Annotated in this window: 13 protein-coding genes, 2 tRNA genes and 1 pseudogene; 10 read left to right on the forward strand and 6 right to left on the reverse strand. The window is 62.9% G+C overall.

What is annotated here, in order from left to right; translation table 11 throughout:
* The first annotated feature begins 51 nt into the window (after positions 1-51).
* The 5 genes from ihfA (at position 52) to guaA (ending at position 4603) form a co-directional block, all read left to right on the forward strand.
* The gene (gene ihfA, locus AC4FS3_RS15185) at positions 52-354 is read left to right on the forward strand and encodes an integration host factor subunit alpha (RefSeq protein ID WP_092896980.1); all 303 of its coding nucleotides are present in this window, start codon (positions 52-54) and stop codon (positions 352-354) included.
* Positions 355-491: 137 nt separating this feature from the next.
* Positions 492-1601, forward strand: coding sequence for a MerR family transcriptional regulator (locus AC4FS3_RS15190; RefSeq protein ID WP_491021258.1), 1110 nt, complete (start codon positions 492-494; stop codon positions 1599-1601).
* A 112-nt stretch (positions 1602-1713) separates the two neighbouring features.
* Positions 1714-1792: transfer RNA gene (locus tag AC4FS3_RS15195), tRNA-Pro, on the forward strand.
* 115 nt (positions 1793-1907) lie between these two features.
* Positions 1908-2984 carry a 2'-deoxycytidine 5'-triphosphate deaminase gene (locus AC4FS3_RS15200; protein WP_491021259.1) on the forward strand — a complete coding sequence of 359 codons (1077 nt, stop codon included), beginning with the start codon at positions 1908-1910 and terminating at the stop codon, positions 2982-2984.
* Between the two features lie 62 nt (positions 2985-3046).
* Positions 3047-4603, forward strand: a complete 1557-nt coding sequence (gene guaA / locus AC4FS3_RS15205) for a glutamine-hydrolyzing GMP synthase (RefSeq protein WP_491021260.1) — start codon at positions 3047-3049, stop codon at positions 4601-4603.
* A 600-nt stretch (positions 4604-5203) separates the two neighbouring features.
* Here the strand turns inward: guaA and AC4FS3_RS15210 are convergent.
* Positions 5204-5815, reverse strand: coding sequence for a hypothetical protein (locus tag AC4FS3_RS15210; protein ID WP_491021261.1), 612 nt, complete (start codon positions 5813-5815; stop codon positions 5204-5206).
* Positions 5816-6035: 220 nt separating this feature from the next.
* On the opposite strand from AC4FS3_RS15210, the gene rsgA reads away from it, so the two are divergent.
* Entirely contained in the window at positions 6036-7142 is a 1107-nt protein-coding gene (gene rsgA / locus AC4FS3_RS15215; RefSeq protein WP_491021262.1) for a ribosome small subunit-dependent GTPase A, read from the forward strand.
* A 264-nt stretch (positions 7143-7406) separates the two neighbouring features.
* On the opposite strand, the pseudogene AC4FS3_RS15220 reads toward rsgA, so the two are convergent.
* A pseudogene (locus AC4FS3_RS15220) lies at positions 7407-8659 on the reverse strand (IS3 family transposase).
* Positions 8660-9621: 962 nt separating this feature from the next.
* On the opposite strand from AC4FS3_RS15220, the gene AC4FS3_RS15225 reads away from it, so the two are divergent.
* Positions 9622-10146 carry a hypothetical protein gene (locus AC4FS3_RS15225; protein ID WP_491021263.1) on the forward strand — a complete coding sequence of 175 codons (525 nt, stop codon included), beginning with the start codon at positions 9622-9624 and terminating at the stop codon, positions 10144-10146.
* Between the two features lie 366 nt (positions 10147-10512).
* On the opposite strand, the gene AC4FS3_RS15230 is transcribed toward AC4FS3_RS15225, so the two are convergent.
* Positions 10513-10587: transfer RNA gene (locus AC4FS3_RS15230), tRNA-Thr, on the reverse strand.
* Between the two features lie 502 nt (positions 10588-11089).
* Here AC4FS3_RS15230 and AC4FS3_RS15235 point away from each other — a divergent pair.
* From AC4FS3_RS15235 to AC4FS3_RS15245, 3 genes are all read left to right on the forward strand, one after another.
* Positions 11090-11965 (forward strand): hypothetical protein, encoded by an 876-nt coding sequence (locus AC4FS3_RS15235; RefSeq protein ID WP_491021264.1) that lies wholly within the window; start codon positions 11090-11092, stop codon positions 11963-11965.
* A 402-nt stretch (positions 11966-12367) separates the two neighbouring features.
* Entirely contained in the window at positions 12368-12637 is a 270-nt protein-coding gene (locus AC4FS3_RS15240) for a hypothetical protein (protein WP_491021265.1), read from the forward strand.
* Positions 12638-12757: 120 nt separating this feature from the next.
* The gene (locus AC4FS3_RS15245; RefSeq protein ID WP_283177698.1) at positions 12758-13111 is read left to right on the forward strand and encodes a RidA family protein; all 354 of its coding nucleotides are present in this window, start codon (positions 12758-12760) and stop codon (positions 13109-13111) included.
* A gap of 69 nt (positions 13112-13180) precedes the next feature.
* Here the strand turns inward: AC4FS3_RS15245 and pgi are convergent, their stop codons facing one another.
* From pgi to zwf, 3 genes are read right to left on the reverse strand one after another with little or no spacing between them, the layout of a single operon-like run.
* The gene (gene pgi / locus AC4FS3_RS15250; RefSeq protein ID WP_491021266.1) at positions 13181-14785 is read right to left on the reverse strand and encodes a glucose-6-phosphate isomerase; all 1605 of its coding nucleotides are present in this window, start codon (positions 14783-14785) and stop codon (positions 13181-13183) included.
* 24 nt (positions 14786-14809) lie between these two features.
* Entirely contained in the window at positions 14810-15481 is a 672-nt protein-coding gene (pgl, locus tag AC4FS3_RS15255; RefSeq protein WP_491021267.1) for a 6-phosphogluconolactonase, read from the reverse strand.
* On the reverse strand, positions 15478-16932 hold the full coding sequence (gene zwf / locus AC4FS3_RS15260) for a glucose-6-phosphate dehydrogenase (RefSeq protein WP_491021268.1): 1455 nt from the start codon (positions 16930-16932) through the stop codon (positions 15478-15480). The genes pgl and zwf overlap by 4 nt, the downstream gene beginning before the upstream one ends.
* Positions 16933-17088 lie beyond the last annotated feature (156 nt).

Consider the following 17088-nt stretch of genomic DNA (forward strand, 5'->3'; position numbering starts at 1 on the left):
ATTCCGGACTCGCCATCCTTGCGAGGTCAATCCCGGGGGGGACCTTGAGACATGAGTGAGAAAACGCTTACACGGATGGATCTGACCGAAGCGGTGTTCCGCGAAGTCGGGCTGAGCCGCAACGAATCTGCCGACCTGGTTGAAACCGTGCTGCAGCATGTCTCTGACGCGCTGGTTGCCGGCGAGACCGTCAAGATTTCGTCTTTCGGCACCTTCTCGGTGCGGGCGAAAACGGCGCGGGTCGGGCGTAACCCGAAGACCGGCGACGAGGTTCCGATCTCGCCCCGCCGGGTGCTGACCTTCCGTCCCTCGCATCTGATGAAAGACCGCGTGGCGGCTGGATCCGGCAGCTGAAGGCCCGCTGGCCGGTGCTGCACTGTGACGCGCAGCCCGGCTGACGCCTGCCGCAGTCCCGGCCGGCAAACGCACAGAATATGCAAAGCGGCCGGAGCGGTTCAGACGCTGCGGCCATGATGAGGCAGGAGCGTCCGATGGACAAATCTCCCGACGCCTTCCGGACCATCTCGGAAGTCGCCGAGGTGCTGGAGACCCCGGCCCATGTGCTGCGCTTCTGGGAAACGCGGTTCCCGCAGATTCGCCCGGTGAAACGGGCGGGCGGGCGGCGTTATTACCGCCCTTCGGATCTGGCGCTTCTGGCCGGGATCCGGCGGCTTTTGCATGAAGAGGGAATGACGATCCGCGGCGTGCAGAAGATCCTGCGCGAACAGGGAGTACGCCATGTCGCCGGCCTGACCGATGACACCAGCGCCGAGGAAGAGGCGCTGATCTCGGCGATGTCGGTCAAAACCACGCGGCGCGGCGCCGAGGTGACCAGACTGACACCGCGCGAGGCCAATGAGGCCAGTATCGAAGCGCTTGAGAGCGAAGTGCATGACGCACAGGCGCGCAATGACAGGCCTGATTCTGACGCAGGTGATTTCTCCGCAGGCGAGACCACCGGAACCGTCATTGCCTTCCCCGGCGAGCCGTCCCGGGAATCCGCCCCGGAAACCATACCGCAAGCCACAGAACCGCCCGAGAAAGAGCCTCCCTTGTCTGCCTTCGATCCGCGTCAGTCGATGTTCCCGGGCTTTGAACCGGCCCATGATCCGGGCGAAAACCTGGTGATGACCGCTGCGGAAGAGGCAGAAGAGGAAGAGGCGCAGGATCACAATTCCGATCGTCTGTCTGCGCAGCCCGGAGATCATTTTCCTGTCGTGGCCGGGGCGGATGCGGATCTGGCCGATCATGAAGAGGCGCCTTTCGCCTTTGATATCGGCCCCGAAGATGACCTCGCCGCAGAAACGGCAAGCATCACTGCCTTCCCGCTTCCCGAGACGGACCGCGTGACCGTTGCCGAGACGGATCATGTGGCAGAACAGAGCGCGGATGCAGCGTATGACACGGATGCCCCCGGCGCAGCCGAGCCAGAGCCTGCGGCAGCCAGCGAAGCCCCCTTCCGTCCGCAGACACTCGCCGCAAGGCTTCGGGCGCTGCCACCGGGCAGCCTGTCTGCGCGCAATGATTCCCTGCGCGCCCTTTCACGGCGGATCGCCGCGCTCCGCCAGAGGCTTTCCGAAGCGCAAAAGCACGGCGGCTGAGCCCTGCCCTCTGCGGCGCCCGCGCTCGCGAAAGGGCCCGGAAGAAAATGACGAGGACGGCGCTGCTTTGTGCTTGAACCTGCGTGGGAAATCGTTATTCAGGCGCCAGTGTCGGGCCGTAGCGCAGCCTGGTTTAGCGCGTCCGTCTGGGGGGCGGGAGGTCGTGAGTTCGAATCTCACCGGCCCGACCATCGAAAAACCGCCCGCCTGCTTTCGCAGCGCGGGCGGTTTTCATTTGCGGCATCCCGGAGCGAGAGTTTCGGATAAAAACCGGACGGCAACGGATCGGACGAAAGGAAGCACAGCATGGCAAAGAGCGGCGTCCTGCCCGATCACGCAATTCGCAGCCTGATAGAATCGCGCGCCATCCTGGCAACCAGCCCGATCCTTGATGCCCAGGTGCAACCCGCGAGCCTTGACCTGCGCCTCGGGCGGTATGCCTGGCGGGTGCGGGCCTCGTTCCTCGCCGGCCGCGACCGCCGCGTCAGTGCGCGGCTTGAAGAATTTGCAATGCATCGCATCGACCTCAGCGAAGGCGCGGTGCTGGAGAAGGGCTGCGTCTATCTGATCGAACTGGCCGAGAGCCTCGCTTTGCCCAAAGGCATCACCGCGGTCGCCAATGCCAAAAGCTCGACCGGGCGGCTGGATCTGCTGACCCGCACCATCACCGATGGCGGCACCGAATTTGACCGGATCCCCGAAGCTTACCGCGGCCCGCTTTATGCCGAGGTCTGCCCGCGCTCTTTCTCGGTCCTTGTGCGCGAGGGCCAGCGCCTGAACCAGATCCGGTTTCGTGCGGGCGAAGCCCGCCTCTCGGATGCCGATCTTGTGAAGCTACACCAGGAGGTGCCGCTGGTCGATGGCACCCCGGTGATTTCCGAAGGCCTCGGCTTTTCCGTCGATCTGCGCCCGACCGAAGGCACCCTGGCCGGCTACCGTGCCAAACCCCATACCGGGGTGATCGACCTTGACCGCATCGCCCATTACCCGGCACGCGATTTCTGGGAAGAGGTCCATAGCGAAGACGGCAGTATCATCCTCGACCCTGACGCGTTTTATATCCTCGTCTCGCGCGAGGCCGTGACGATCCCGCCCGATCATGCCGCCGAAATGGCGCCCTACCTGGCGATGGTGGGCGAGTTCCGCGTGCATTATGCGGGCTTTTTCGACCCTGGCTTCGGTCATGATGCGGGGGGGGGCCATGGCTCGCGTGGCGTGCTGGAAGTGCGCTGCCACGAGGCCCCCTTTGTTCTGGAACATGGCCAGGTGGTGGGGCGTCTGGTCTATGAACGGATGTCGTCGCCGCCCGGCCGGATCTACGGCGCCGATCTGAAATCAAACTACCAGGGTCAGGGCCTGAAACTGGCGAAACAGTTCCGGTAGCAAGACCACCCTGCCCCCATTCCCCGCTTGCGATTCTCCAGCCCCGGACCTATGGCAAAACCATGACCCAGCCCCAACGCCTCCTCATCATTGATTTCGGTTCGCAAGTCACCCAGTTGATCGCGCGGCGCCTGCGCGAGCTGAATGTCTATTGCGAAATCCACCCCTATCAGCGCGTCTCAGACGCTTTTCTGGCAGAATTCGCGCCCCAGGCCGTGATCCTGTCGGGCGGGCCGGATTCGGTCACCCGTGAGGGCAGCCCCCGCGCGCCGGAAAGCCTGTGGACCGCCGGCGTGCCGGTTCTTGGCATCTGCTACGGCCAGCAAACCATGATGCAGCAGCTGGGCGGGCTGGTGGAATCGGGTCATGGCACCGCCGAATTCGGCCGTGCCTTTGTGACCCGCAAAGGCGCCGATCTCGAGATCCTCGACGGCTGGTTCCAGGCCGGTGACGAGCAGGTCTGGATGAGCCATGGCGACCATGTGTCACAGATCGCGCCGGGCTTTGAGGTCTATGGCACCTCGCCCAATGCGCCTTTTGCGATCACCGCCGACCCCTCGCGCCGTTTCTTTGCCGTGCAGTTCCACCCCGAGGTGCATCACACCCCCAAGGGCGCCAAGCTTTACGAGAATTTCGTGCGGCTTGCGGGCTTTACCGGCGACTGGACCATGGCCGGCTACCGCGAGGAAGCCATCGCGAAGATCCGCGAACAGGTCGGCGACAAACAGGTCATCTGCGGGTTGTCGGGCGGCGTTGACAGCTCTGTCGCAGCGATCCTGATCCATGAGGCGATCGGCGACCAGCTGACCTGCGTCTTTGTCGATCACGGGCTCCTGCGGAAAAACGAGGCGGCAGAAGTCGTCAAAATGTTCCGCGACAATTACAAGATCAAGCTGATCGCGGCGGATGAATCCGACCTTTTCCTCGGCGAGCTTGAAGGCGTTTCCGACCCGGAGACCAAGCGCAAGATTATCGGCAAGCTCTTCATCGACGTGTTCCAGAAATACGCGAACCAGATCGAAGGCGCCGAATTCCTCGCACAGGGCACGCTTTACCCCGATGTGATTGAATCTGTCTCCTTCAGCGGCGGGCCTTCGGTCACGATCAAATCGCACCATAATGTCGGTGGCCTGCCGGAAAAGATGGGCCTGAAACTGGTGGAGCCGCTGCGCGAGCTCTTCAAGGACGAGGTCCGTGCCCTTGGCCGCGAGCTTGGCCTGCCAGCGTCGTTCATCGGGCGTCACCCCTTCCCCGGGCCGGGCCTTGCGATCCGCTGCCCCGGCGAGATCACCCGTGAGAAACTCGCCATCCTGCGCGAGGCAGATGCGGTCTATATCGACCAGATCCGCAAACACGGCCTCTATGACGAGATCTGGCAGGCTTTCGCGGCGATCCTGCCGATGAAAACCGTCGGCGTGATGGGCGACGGGCGCACCTATGATTTCGCGGTCTCGATCCGCGCCGTGACCTCGGTCGACGGCATGACCGCCGACACGTACCCCTTCACCCATGAATTCCTCGGCGAAACCATGACGCGGATCATCAATGAGGTGAAAGGCGTGAACCGGGTGTTCTACGACCTGACCTCGAAACCGCCGGGCACCATCGAGCTGGAATGATTCGGGCCTGTCCAAACACCGCCGATGACCGCCGATACCCCATATTAAGACGCTGAAAAAAAACGTTCCGGCACCTTTCGCCGTCAATCGCTGGGCAAGCCTCGCGATTGACGGCGGAGATGACAGTATGGGGCGCCTTCTGACATCGCAGAATTGCATATACCGTCATGGCTCAGAGAGCTCGTGACGGGTACCTGCAGCTCCAGTCCGAGCGTCAATCTTGCGCGAGATCAGGACGACAGGCTCCGCCGAAGGTATCAGGCACAGAAAGCTCAGGACAGCTCTGACGAGGCAGAGCGCGCCGCAAGGGAAATGGGAGAGGTCGTCGCCCCATCCTGGCAGGAGACAGGGCACAAGCCTGTCTCAGAGGTCTGAAATGACGATGTTCTCGCAGAAGATCCCTTTAGACCTTTCTGAATTTCTGAAAGTGCCGGCATCTCAGCAAACACGGCAACATATAAAGCTGGTTAAGAGCCGGCACGAGGCCACGGCGCGGCTCCCTGACGACGGTGCTGTGATCTCAGGCAGGAAGCCGGCCCTGCGAAAACGATGATTGCGCCTGAGGCATTTCCGGATGTCGTTTGATTGTGACGCCCCGGATCAACCAGGGGATGCGGTTTTATCAGCGAGACCAGGCCCGGCATCGCCCTGGCGCTGTCCCGCATGATCGAACCACCAGCACATCATGTCGGACGGGGCGCGGTGCGGGCCGTCACCGGGCCCGGCAGACATACGTTCCGCCCGCTCACAGGTCAGCCCGGCGATCAGCATGGCACCGGTCGCACCATGCCCAAGATGCGCCGAGATGACCCGGTCGATCAGCCAGGAGGTCAGCTCGCTTTCATCCGCGCAATCCGGATTGGCGATGATCTCGGCCAGCCGATCGCGTTTTGCATCCTCACTGGCGATGATCCGTGCAACTTCGCTGCGAAAGGCGGCCTCGGTCGCAATATAGGCGTCCAGCGCCGGAAGCGATTTCTGCGCAGGTTTCTTCAGCCTGAGATGGCCACCGGTATAAAGCGCCTTCAGGACTTTTGCCCCGACGGGCGAAGTCATCGCAACATGGGCATCAAGAAAGGCCAGCTCTTTGTCATCCGCAGAGAGACGCGTTGACAGGGGCCGCCCGTCTAGCACCGCCCGGCGCAGCATCGCCAGTGCCGGTGTGCGATGGATATTCGGGATCAGGTCGATCACCGAAAGGGCAGGTTTCATAAGTGCCCGGATATCCCAAAGCATGATCTGTACCCCCATGTCATCGCGAGACGCCTGTGTAGCTCGTTCAGGCGGTCCGCGTCCACCCGGACCGGGGTTTGCCGGCATGTGGGCGCGTTTGATCAGGCGATGTGCTGCAAATACATGGCAGAGCCGGGTCGGGTGGAAAAAACATGCCGGCGCTGCAACGCCAGGCTTGCATTGGTCCCGGGTGACAGACATGCAGGCAAGTGTGAAACATGTCTCCGATCAGATCCCGCCCGCCCAAATCGGCTCAGCCCAAATCGGCCCAGCCCTGAGCGGCCCTGCCCTCAGCGATCCGGCACTGGCCGCTCTTGGCTGGTCTGCCTTCTTTGCTGATCAGCTCGGCGAGGAAGAGGCAGGGCTGGTGCCGATGCGGGTTGCGAGCGTCCACCGCGCCAGGATGACGGCGCAATCTGTCGCAGGCCCGGTTCGGCTTACTCTGCCGCCGCGCGCCAATACCGCAGATTATGCGGTGGGCGACTGGATCCTGACAGAGGCCGCAACCACGATGCTGGTGCGCAGGCTTGACCGGCAGACCCTGCTGCAACGGCGCAGCGATGGCGGCGGGGCGCCACAGCTGATCGCCGCGAATGTCGATACCCTGTTCATCGTCACCTCCTGCAATGATGATTTCAGCCCGGCGCGTCTGGAACGCTATCTTGCCGTCGCGAATGAGGCCGGAACCACGCCGGTTATCGTGCTGTCCAAGGCCGATCAGATCGCGGATCCGGGCGCCTTTCGCGATCAGGCTGTCGCATTGCAGCGCGGATTGCAGGCGGTCTGGCTGGATGCCACATCGCCTGATGCGGCCCAGGTGCTGGCGCCATGGCTGGGTGCCGGTCAGACGGTGGCCCTGGTCGGTTCGTCAGGGGTGGGAAAGTCGTCCTTGCTGAACACGCTTGCGGAAAAGACCGGCGAGGATGCGCAGCTGACCGGCAGCATCCGCGAGGATGACGCAAAGGGGCGCCACACCACGACCTCGCGCTCGCTGCATGCGATTGCCGGCGGGGCGATGGTGATCGATACTCCCGGCATCCGATCGCTCTATGTCAGCGATCTGTCCATCGGGCTGGATCAGCTGTTTGCCGAAATCGCAGAACTCACCCCCGAATGCCGCTTTCGCGACTGCACCCACGGCCATGAGCCGGGCTGTGCGGTGCTGGCCGCCGTCAAGGCCGGAACGCTCGACCCTGCCCGCCTCGATCGCTGGCGCAAGCTGCATGAAGAGAACCTCTCGAACACCCCGGTTCTGACCGGCCCGCGCGGCAACAAAACCGCGCGTCCAGGTGGTAAGCGCCGCTGAAACCCCCGCCGGCCAGCGCAGATCCCCTTCGCCTTCATTGCAGCCCCAATGTGAAACAGTCTTCTTAATCGGGAGCCTTGCCGGGGGTATCAGCACGTCCAAAGCTTTTGCAGGCCAAGGGCTTTGGACGGGCCACCGGGAGCATCGCGGCTTTGTTGCTCGGACCTCCAGACAGAAGTCATACCGGGAATTCAGGCTAGCAGCCGGGACCTGGCTCTGGAGGAAGGCATTGCCCGGCATCGCCTCAGACCTGCCACGGGGCTTTCATCCAGCTGCGACCGGAGCCGGTTTTTGATTTATGCCGTTTGGCGTGGATTGAGCAATCGCCCGTCGCGCGGAACTCTCATCGCGTGCAGCGGGACGGGCGATTGCGGTGGTCAGGTGCAGGTCGAAGCCTGCAGGGGTCTGGTAGCCGAGGGCCGAATGGGGCCGCGCGGTGTTGTAGTCGGTGACCCAGGCTGCGATCAGATCACGGGCATGGGCGAGGTTGCGTAACAGCGTCTCGTTCAAGAACTTGTCCCGCATCCTGCCGTTGAAGCTTTCGACGAAACCGTTTTGCATCGGCTTGCCAGGCGCGATGTAGTGCCATTTGATCTTGTGCTCGGCGCACCACTTCAGGATCGCGTTCGAGGTCAGTTCGGTCCCCCTCCTCAGGAAAACGATCCCCCGGATCGTTTTCTGATCTTCGTCGATCCGACACGATCATGCCGGGCTTGCCGCGGCGTTCGATCAGCGCCGTCAGTTCCCGCGCCACACGGCGGCCTGAGATGGAAGTGTCAGGGATCGCAGCCAAGCATTCGCGCGTGACGTCATCGACCACGTTCAGCACCCGGAAGCGCCGTCCGCAAGCGAACTGGTCATGGACGAACCGAAGGTCCGCGAAGCGAAATCCAGCGACCAGCGCGCATTGGCCCGCGCCTCGATCAGGATCGGGGCCCTTGTGCCGATGGCCTTGCGGCGCGCTTTGCGTTTACGCACCGTTAACCCTTCTTCTCGGTAAAGCCGGTAGATGCGACTGATCCCCGACGCCTCGCCCTCCCGCCTGAGCAGGACGAAGAGCCGCCGGTAGCCAAACCTGCGTCGCTCATTGGCCAGATCCCGCAGCCGACCGCGCAGGGCCGTGTCAGGCGCACGCTGAGACTGGTAGCGAACCATCTTGCGATCCGCCCCAGCAATCTCGCACGCCCGCCGTTCCGACAGCCCGACATGGGCCTTCAGATGCGCGACAGCCTCGCGCTTCACGGCGGGCGTCACCATTTTTTTGCCAGCAGTTCCTTCATCGCCGCCATGTCGAGCATTTGCTCGGCCAGCAGCCTCTTGAGCTTGGCGTTCTCGTCCTCCAGCACCTTCAGCCGCTTGGCCTCAGACACCGTCATCCCGGAATACTTCGCCTTCCATGCATAGAACGTGCCTTCCGACATCCCGTGCTTGCGACACAGGTCAGCGCACTTCGCCCCAGCCTCGTGTTCCTGCAGGAGGCCGATAATCTGCTCTTCCGTCAGTCGTGCCTTCTTCATCGTCCGTCCTTTCAATGGGCCGGACTCTAGTCGCAGATGGAGGAAAAATCCCGTGGCAGGTCAGTCCTTTCCCTGTCGCGCGAGAGCTCCGGTCTCGAGCCGTTTCCGCCCGGTCGCCTCGCCAAGCTGCGTTTCCCGGGATTGAATTCATGATCTGGTCAGATCGTTTCATAGGCATTCCCTTCGAGGATCTCGGCCGTAGGCGCGCCGGCTGCGATTGCTGGGGGCTTGCCTTGCATGTCTAGCGCGAGGAACCCGGCGTCTCGCTGCCGGATTATCTGGGTGACTATGCCTCGGCCGAGGAACAGGGCGAGATCGCGGCGCTGATCGGCGGCGCGGGGGTTTCGCCCCTCTGGGCGCCGGTTTCCGGCCCGGAGCAGGCCTTCGATATCGCGGTGATCCGGCGCCGGCGGCTGTCCTCGCATCTCGGGTTGCGTCTTAGGGATGGCCTCAAGATCCACATGGAAGGCGAGGACTGCGCCAGGCTGGAGGATTACAGGTCCGGGCGCTGGTCGCACCTTCTGACCGGGATCTTCCGGCATGTTTCAAAGGCCATTGAACGGCCCATAAAATGCGTTACCGATTTACCGGTATGAGACCTGTGACCCCGACCGTAACTCCTTACTTGCAGCGCCTGCCATTGACCCCGGCGCCGCCCGGATCGCGCTGACACTGCCGGTCAGGATGACGGTCGGGGATATTGTCGCGGCGGCTTTTCCGGGGCGGGAACCTGCCATGAGGGCGCGCCCGGGTGGTTTTGGGCAGCGCGCAAAGATCCGCATTGCGCATCCAGAACGCTGGCATAGCGTCAAGCCACGCGAGGGGGGCCGGATGCTGATCCGGCTGGTCCCCGGAAAGAACGCCCTTCGCGCAGCCCTGTCGATTATGCTGGCGGTCGCGGCCGCCATTGGTTCCCGGGCGGCGGGTGCTATGTTTTTGTAGCTGGCGAGGTTGGTTGCGCGGTGACATCAGCCCTGGTGGGGATGGGCATCAGTCTGCTTTGGTCGTTGCTAATCAATGCGCTGATCCCGCCGGTCGAGCCCGAGGAAACAAAGCCTAACTATGCCCTGTCAGGCTGGCGCGACCGGCTGGATTCTGACGATTCTGTGCCGGTCGTGCTGCGGCAGACCCGCTATGCGCCGCCCTTTGCGGCCAGATCTTACACCGAGATCGTCGGGTATCGTCAGTATGTCCGTGCGCTTTTCGTCTTCGGTGGCGGACCGCTGTGGTTGTCAGATTTCCCCATCGGTGCGGCCAGCATCGCCGTTTACGACGAGGCCGAGATCGAGATGCACGAGGCGCTGCCTGATGAAGAGCCGGCAACGCTCGATCCGTGCCAGGTGCTGGAAGCGCATATGGGCGTTGATCTGATCAAGTCCTTACAGCGAGATGATCAGGGAAATGTATCCGGGGAAAGGTCGGTCAGCGGACCAACAAGGAACGTCTTAGCCGGGATGAATGGGAATGGGTTACCGTTGATATCATAGGTGAGCCGCCGCCCCCCCCGGGGAGCACCGATGCCGATTTTGATATTCCACCCTTCCGAACCTCTCAAAGGTCACCGAACCCGTCAGAACCATTACGGGACGGGCTGTCCTGCCGGGTCTTCTCCCAATACTGGCGCCGGAAATGGTGGTAGTAGAAAAGGGGAACCCAGAGGTGGGCGAAGCCATTGGCATGGCCCGTCCGCAAGGCCGCAAGCTGGGAGGGCGCGGTATGGCACCGGCCTGTCGGTCAGGTACCCGCAAATGCAGAGAGGTAAGCGCCTTTGCGTAAGGCGGGACCTGCCAAGATCCGGAACGCTTACCTTCGGTTCGGGGTTTTACACCACGCCTTGGAAAGGGATTGTGAAATGGTGCCCCCAGAGAGATTTGAACTCCCGACCTTCGGTTTACAAAACCGCTGCACTACCGCTGTGCTATAGGGGCCACGGAGAGATGATGTAGCAACTCCCGCCCGCAGGTGCAAGCCGGAGCGCTGTCTGCGAACCGGTGGTTTAAGCCGGATCTGGCTGGCGTTTTGTGGTTTTAGGCAGGCGCGGCAACCCCGATTGGGTGCAATGACCGGCACGAGAAAGGCGGGGATGTGGCATGGGTCAGAATCAGTCCGGGCAGGCAGCTTTGCGGCGACGTCCTGGCAGCGCAAATACCGGCTGGAAGCTGTTCAGCTCCCCTGTTCCGGCCGACCCTGTTGCGGCCCCCTGTAGTGCTGCCCCCGGTTCCGGCCGCCCGGGCCGGGTTGCGGGCTTTGGATGGCGGTGCATGTGGTGATGGATCGGCAGGCCCGCCCCGGACCTCATTCGTGCAACTTCTCACAAACGCCTTAAGACAAACGCATTTGCCACAGGCTATCGTGCTCTATATGGGAAGAAAGCAGGCTGTCCGACTGGCGCGGGCGGCGAGGATGGCAGCGGGAGCCCCGATCCGAATCATGCGCATTGTCTACCACCTGGGTGCCCATTGCACCGATGAGGAGCGGCTTATCCGTTGCCTGCTGAAGAATCGTTCGGTTCTGGCAGAACAGGGGATCCATGTGCCGGCTCCGACCCGCTACCGGCGGCTCCTGCGCGATACGGCGGTCCAGCTGCGCGGCGCGCCGGCCAGTGTCGATACCCAGGCGCTGGTGATCGAACAGATCATGGATGATGACACGGCCGGGCGGCTGATCCTCAGCTGGGACAGTTTCCTTGCCTTTCCGCAATGGGCGCTGCGGGGCCGGCTTTACGGTTTTGCCGGGGAACGCATTCGGGCCTTTACCCAGATCTTCCCTCATATCGAGGCCGAGTTCTTTCTCGCGATCCGCAATCCCGCCACCTGGCTTCCGGCGCTTTACGAGAAGCAAAGGAACAGCCGCAGCTATGAGGAATTCATCGAGGGCACCGATATCAGCCAGCTGCGCTGGTCGGATGTGGTCAGCCAGATTATTGCCGAAAACCCCGGGGCGCCTCTGACGATCTGGTGCGACGAAGACACGCCGCTGATCTGGCCGGAGGCGTTGCAGGCGGTGGGCGGCTACAGCGATGACACCCGGCTGGAGGAGACTGACGAGCTTTTGTCGCTGATCATGGCAGGGGACGGTCTGACGCGGCTGCGCAATTACCTTGCAAGCCACCCGCCGGCTTCGGTCAGCCAGCGCCGCCGGGTGGTTTCGGCTTTTCTCGACAAATTCGCGGTGGCGGAACGGATCACCATGGACTTCGCCCTGCCCGGCTGGACGCAGGAAACGGTCGACCGGCTGACCCGGACCTATCTCGAAGATATCGAAGTGATCCGCAACATGCCCGGCGTCACACTGATCAGCCCCTGAGCTCAGCCTCTGAGCGGACCCGCCCGGCCAGGCCAGGCAATCTCTTGCCCGGTCAAAGCGAGCGATCGGCAATCGGGTGCCGTTTACATGGTGCGAGCCTGCCGCAGGCTTGACCGGGGCGGCACCTGCAGCGCCAGATCTGAGACAATGCTCTCCCTTTACTCCGGGGGAGCGCCTGACATACATTTGCAACCCCTGACAGAGGGAAAGTGGAGCGCGATGAGGCAAGTGGGGCAATCCAGGGTCAGATCCGGGGGCCGGGCGGCGAGCCGCCTCCAGGGCTTCAGCTCTGGTATTCCAGATCCGGGCTTCGATGGTGCATCTCACTACCGCAATCCTTCCGCCCACCGCTCTGGCGTCCCGGGCCGTTCAGTCGGGGCGGCCCTCTTCTGGGTACTCGCAGTGATCGCGGCCGGACCATCGGTTGCCGCCGCGCCCTGGCCTTTCGAAGGGGTCTGGGATTGCGAGGTCGGGACTTTCACCTTTACCGGCAGCGATTATGACAGCGGTGAAGCGCCGATGCCCATCGTCGATATCGCCCCCGAAGGCGATACATTCACCCTGACTTTCGAGGATAATTACCAGCTCTCGCTGGCGATGAACCCCGATGGCACCATGACCTGGTTTTCCCCGGTCAGCGGCGACAGCTTTCTGTGCCGCCGCACGCCTTAGCCGCCCCTCCCGGATCGGGCGGCACAAAGGCGCCGCGCCGCATTCGCCTGAGGAGCGCTTTTCTTCCCCGCGCGGCACCGCTATTCCTTGCAGGGAACCGACCAAAGCAGGGAGTGCAAGATGAGTTCGGAAATCAAACGCTATGGCGTGGGCGCGCGTATGTCCGAGGGCGTGTCTTACAATGGCATCATCTGGCTCGCGGGTCAGGTCGGGAACCCCGGCGACTCGGTTGCCGATCAGACCCGCACCTGCCTTGCCGAAGTGGACCGGATCCTCGCGGCAGCCGGCACCGACAAGACCCGCATCCTGTCGACCCAGATCTGGCTCGCCGATATGGCGGATTTCGCCGAGATGAATGCGGTCTGGGATGCCTGGGTGCCGCAGGGCAATACCCCGGCGCGTGCCACCGGCGAGGCCAAGCTCGCGACGCCGGATTACCGCGTCGAGGTCATCGTGACCGCTGCGCTGAAGTGAGTGAAAGAAGAAGGGGGGCTGTCTGCCCCCCTTCACCCCCCGAGGATATTTGGGGACAGATGAATTGGCTCAGGTTTTCAGGAAGGCCACGAGGCTGGCGGTGGAGCCGTCCTTGCCGTCTGTGCCTTCTTTGCCTTCGAGCACCGGTTGCAGCGCGAGGGCGAGTTCCTTGCCAAGCTCGACCCCCCATTGATCATAGGAATTGATCCCGAGGATCACGCCTTCGACAAAGACGCGATGTTCATAGAGCGCGATGATCTGGCCCAGGACGAAAGGCGTGAGCCTGTCATAGGCGAGCGTTGTCGTCGGGCGGTTGCCGGGGAAGACACGGTGGCGGGCCTGGCGTTCCAGCTCCTCTCCGCTCAGGCCTTTCTTTGCCATGATGGTGCGGGCCTCATCGAGGGAGCGGCCGCGCAGCAGCGCCTCGGATTGCGCGAGGCAATTGGCGACGAGCAGCAGGTGCTGATGCGCGAGGTCCGGCTCATGGCCGTGGCGACCGACGAGGAATTCGCAGGGTATGACCCGGGTGCCCTGGTGGATCAGCTGGTAAAAGGCGTGCTGGCCATTGGTGCCGGGCTCGCCCCAGACCACCGGGCCGGAGTTGATGCTCAGCGAAGAACCATCCAGCGCCACCGATTTTCCATTTGATTCCATCTCGAGTTGCTGGAGATAGGCGGGCAGCCGCGAGAGGCGTTGTTCATAGGGCAGCACGGCGCGGGTGGCATAGTCGCAGAGCTGGTTGTGCCAGATGCCCACCAGCGCCAGCAGCACCGGAATGTTGTCGGCGAAGGGGGTTTCGAGGAAGTGAGCGTCCATCGCGCGGCCGCCGGCGAGGAACTGATCGAAATCCTCGGGCCCGATTGCCAGCATCAATGCGAGGCCAATCGGCCCCCACATCGAATAGCGCCCGCCGACCCAGTCCTCGAAACCGAACACGCGTTCAGCTGCGATGCCATAAGCGGCGGTTTTGTCACCAGCGGTCGAGACGGCGGCAAATTGCGCGGCCGGGTCTTTGACCGATTTCGCCATCCAGGCCCTTGCGGTATCCGCATTGGTCATGGTCTCAATGGTGGTAAAGGTCTTCGAGGCGACGATCACCAGAGTCGTTTCCGGGTTCAGCCCGGACAGGGTGTCATGGATATGGGCGCCGTCCACATTCGAGACGAAATGCGCGCGAGGCCCGTCGGCATAAGGCACCAGCGCCAGCGCGGCCATGGCCGGCCCAAGATCCGAGCCGCCAATACCGATATTGACCACATCGGTGATCTTGCCGCCCTGGCCCTGATACGCGCCCGAACGCACCTGATCGGCAAACGCCGCCATGCGCCTGCGGGTCGCGGTGATGTCAGGGATTACATCCTGGCCATCGACCAGAATGCGGTGCTCTTCGCCCGCGCGCAAAGCGATATGCAGCACCGCCCTGCCTTCGGTCTCATTGATCTTCTTGCCGGAAAACATCGCGGCGCGCTTGTCGGCGACGCCCGACGCCGTGGCCAACGCCAGCAGAAGATCGCGACCCTCAATGTCGATATTGGTTTTTGACCAGTCGAACAAAAGCCCGTCGGCTTCTGCAGAAAAGCCCGCCGCCCGTGCCGGATCCGCATTGAACAACGAGAGGATCCGGCGCTCTGCCACTTTCGCGTGATGCGCTTTCAGCGCCTGCCACTTATCCATTTTCTGCCCTTCCGGTCTTTTGCGTCATTCGGCCCAATGCACTTCGGCGTGATCCAGGACGGCGCGGATCGGCGCCTCGGTTGCGGGCAGTCCTGCCGCCTTTTCAATCGCGTCCCGCTTTGCCGCGCCGGTGATCAGCACATGGATATGCATGGCTGCGCGCAGGACCGGCGCGGTCAGGGTCACGCGGGGTTCTACCGCCGCATCCGAGCGCATCGGCATCAGCAAGGGCGCATCCGGGGCCAGAGCCTCTGCCAGACGGTCGGCACCGGGGAAGAGAGATGCGGTATGCATATCGCCCCCCATGCCCAGAAGCAGCACCGAGATCGGCAATGCCGGCGCGAGGCCGGCCTCCAGCGCGGGGATACCCTCTTCCGGCGTGTCGGTCGCGGTGTAAAGCGGGATCAGTTTCGCCCTGGCGGCGCGGCCCTGCAGCAGGCGCTCGCGCAGGAGCCTTGTATTCGAGCGGTCGGAATGCTCCGGCACCCAGCGTTCGTCATTCAGCACGACCGAGATCAGCCCCCAGTCGAGATCGACGCCCGAGAGGATGTCAAAGACCGGCCCCGGTGTGGTGCCGCCCGGCACCGAAAAGGTCGCGCGGCCGTCGCGCCGGATGAATTCCCCCAGCTGCGAGGCAATGCGGTCCGCGAGTTGCAGATGCAGGAAATCGCGGTCGGGGTAGGTGTTGAAATTCATGCCCCCATCCCCCGCCAGCGCCGCCCGTCCCGATGCATCAGCATCAGCGCATCCTCCGGACCAGAGGTGCCGGGATCATAGGTCTGGGGCCGGTCACCGCGCGCCTCCCAGTCCTGGATGATCGGGTCGGTCCAGGCCCAGGCTGCCTCGACCTCATCGCCGCGCATGAAGAGGGTCTGATTGCCGCGGATCACATCCATGATCAGCCGTTCATAGGCGTCAGGCACGTCTTCCAGGCTGTCTTTCAGCGCCTCGGCGAAAGACATGTCTAACGGCACCTGGGTCAGGCGCATACCACCCGGCCCCGGCTCTTTGATCATCACCTTGAGGTTCATTCCCTCATCGGGCTGCAGCCGGATCACCAGCACATTGTCGCGCCAGCCGGCGTGATCGTCGAAGATCGAATGCGGCGGCTCTTTGAAGGTGATGGCAATCTCACTTTCGCGCGCCCGCAGGCGCTTGCCGGTGCGCAGGTAAAAGGGCGTGCCCTTCCAGCGCCAGTTCGAGATATTCACCTTAAGCGCGATATAGCTTTCGGTGCGGCTTGCCGGGTTTTCCGCATGTTCCAGATAGCCCGCCTCGCCGCCACCGGCGAGATACTGGCCGCGCACGATATCTTCGGGCAGCACGGGATCAAGCGCCCGGATCACCTTGAGCTTTTCATCGCGGACAGCATCGGGGTCGAAATGATAAGGCGGCTCCATCGCGATCAGGCACAGAAGCTGCATGATATGGTTTTGCACCATATCGCGCATCGCGCCGGATGTGTCGTAATAGGCGCCGCGCCCGTCCACGCTGACGGTTTCCGCCACCGTGATCTGCACATGGTCGACATATTCCGACTTCCACAGGGGTTCGAACAGGATATTGGCAAAGCGCACCGCCATCAGATTCTGCACGGTTTCCTTGCCGAGGTAATGATCGATCCGGTAGATCTGGCGTTCCTCGAAATGCCGGGCCAGCGCGGCGTTCAGCGCTTTGGCCGAGGCGAGATCACGGCCAAAGGGTTTTTCCACCACGATCCGCGCATCGGGGCCGGCAATATCGTTGCTGGTCAGACGTTCGGCAATCGCGCCAAAGAGCGAGGGCGCCACCGAGAAATAGAAGGCCTGAACCACATCGGGGCGGATCAGCGCCTTGAGATCCTTCCAGCCGCGTTCGCCCGTCGCATCGATCGCGACATAGCCAAGCCGGTCCAGAAACCCCCTGATCGCCGCCTCGTCGCGTTTCGCCTCTGGGACGAATTCGGCAATGGCACCTGCTACGAAATCTCGAAACTCTGCCTCGGTCAGATCGGCGCGCGCGGCACCGATCACGCGGGCCTCGGGCAGGATCTGCCCCGCCAGCCAGCGCAGGTAAAGGCCAGGAAGGATCTTCCTGCGGGCAAGGTCACCCGTACCACCGAAGATCACAAGATCGAAAATCTCGACCGGAATGACGCGCGAAGCCATGGAATCCCTGTCTTTATTGATCACGGTCCGGTGCGGTTGCCATCACGGCTTCGCAGGACCGTTAGCGCTAACGTTACGATGCCAGCCTTCTATCGGCCCGACAATGCCATGTCTAGCACCGGATTGGGCTCTGGCAAATGCCGGCTTTGCCGCCCG

This window comes from Pseudogemmobacter sp. TB195 (genome assembly GCF_058313095.1).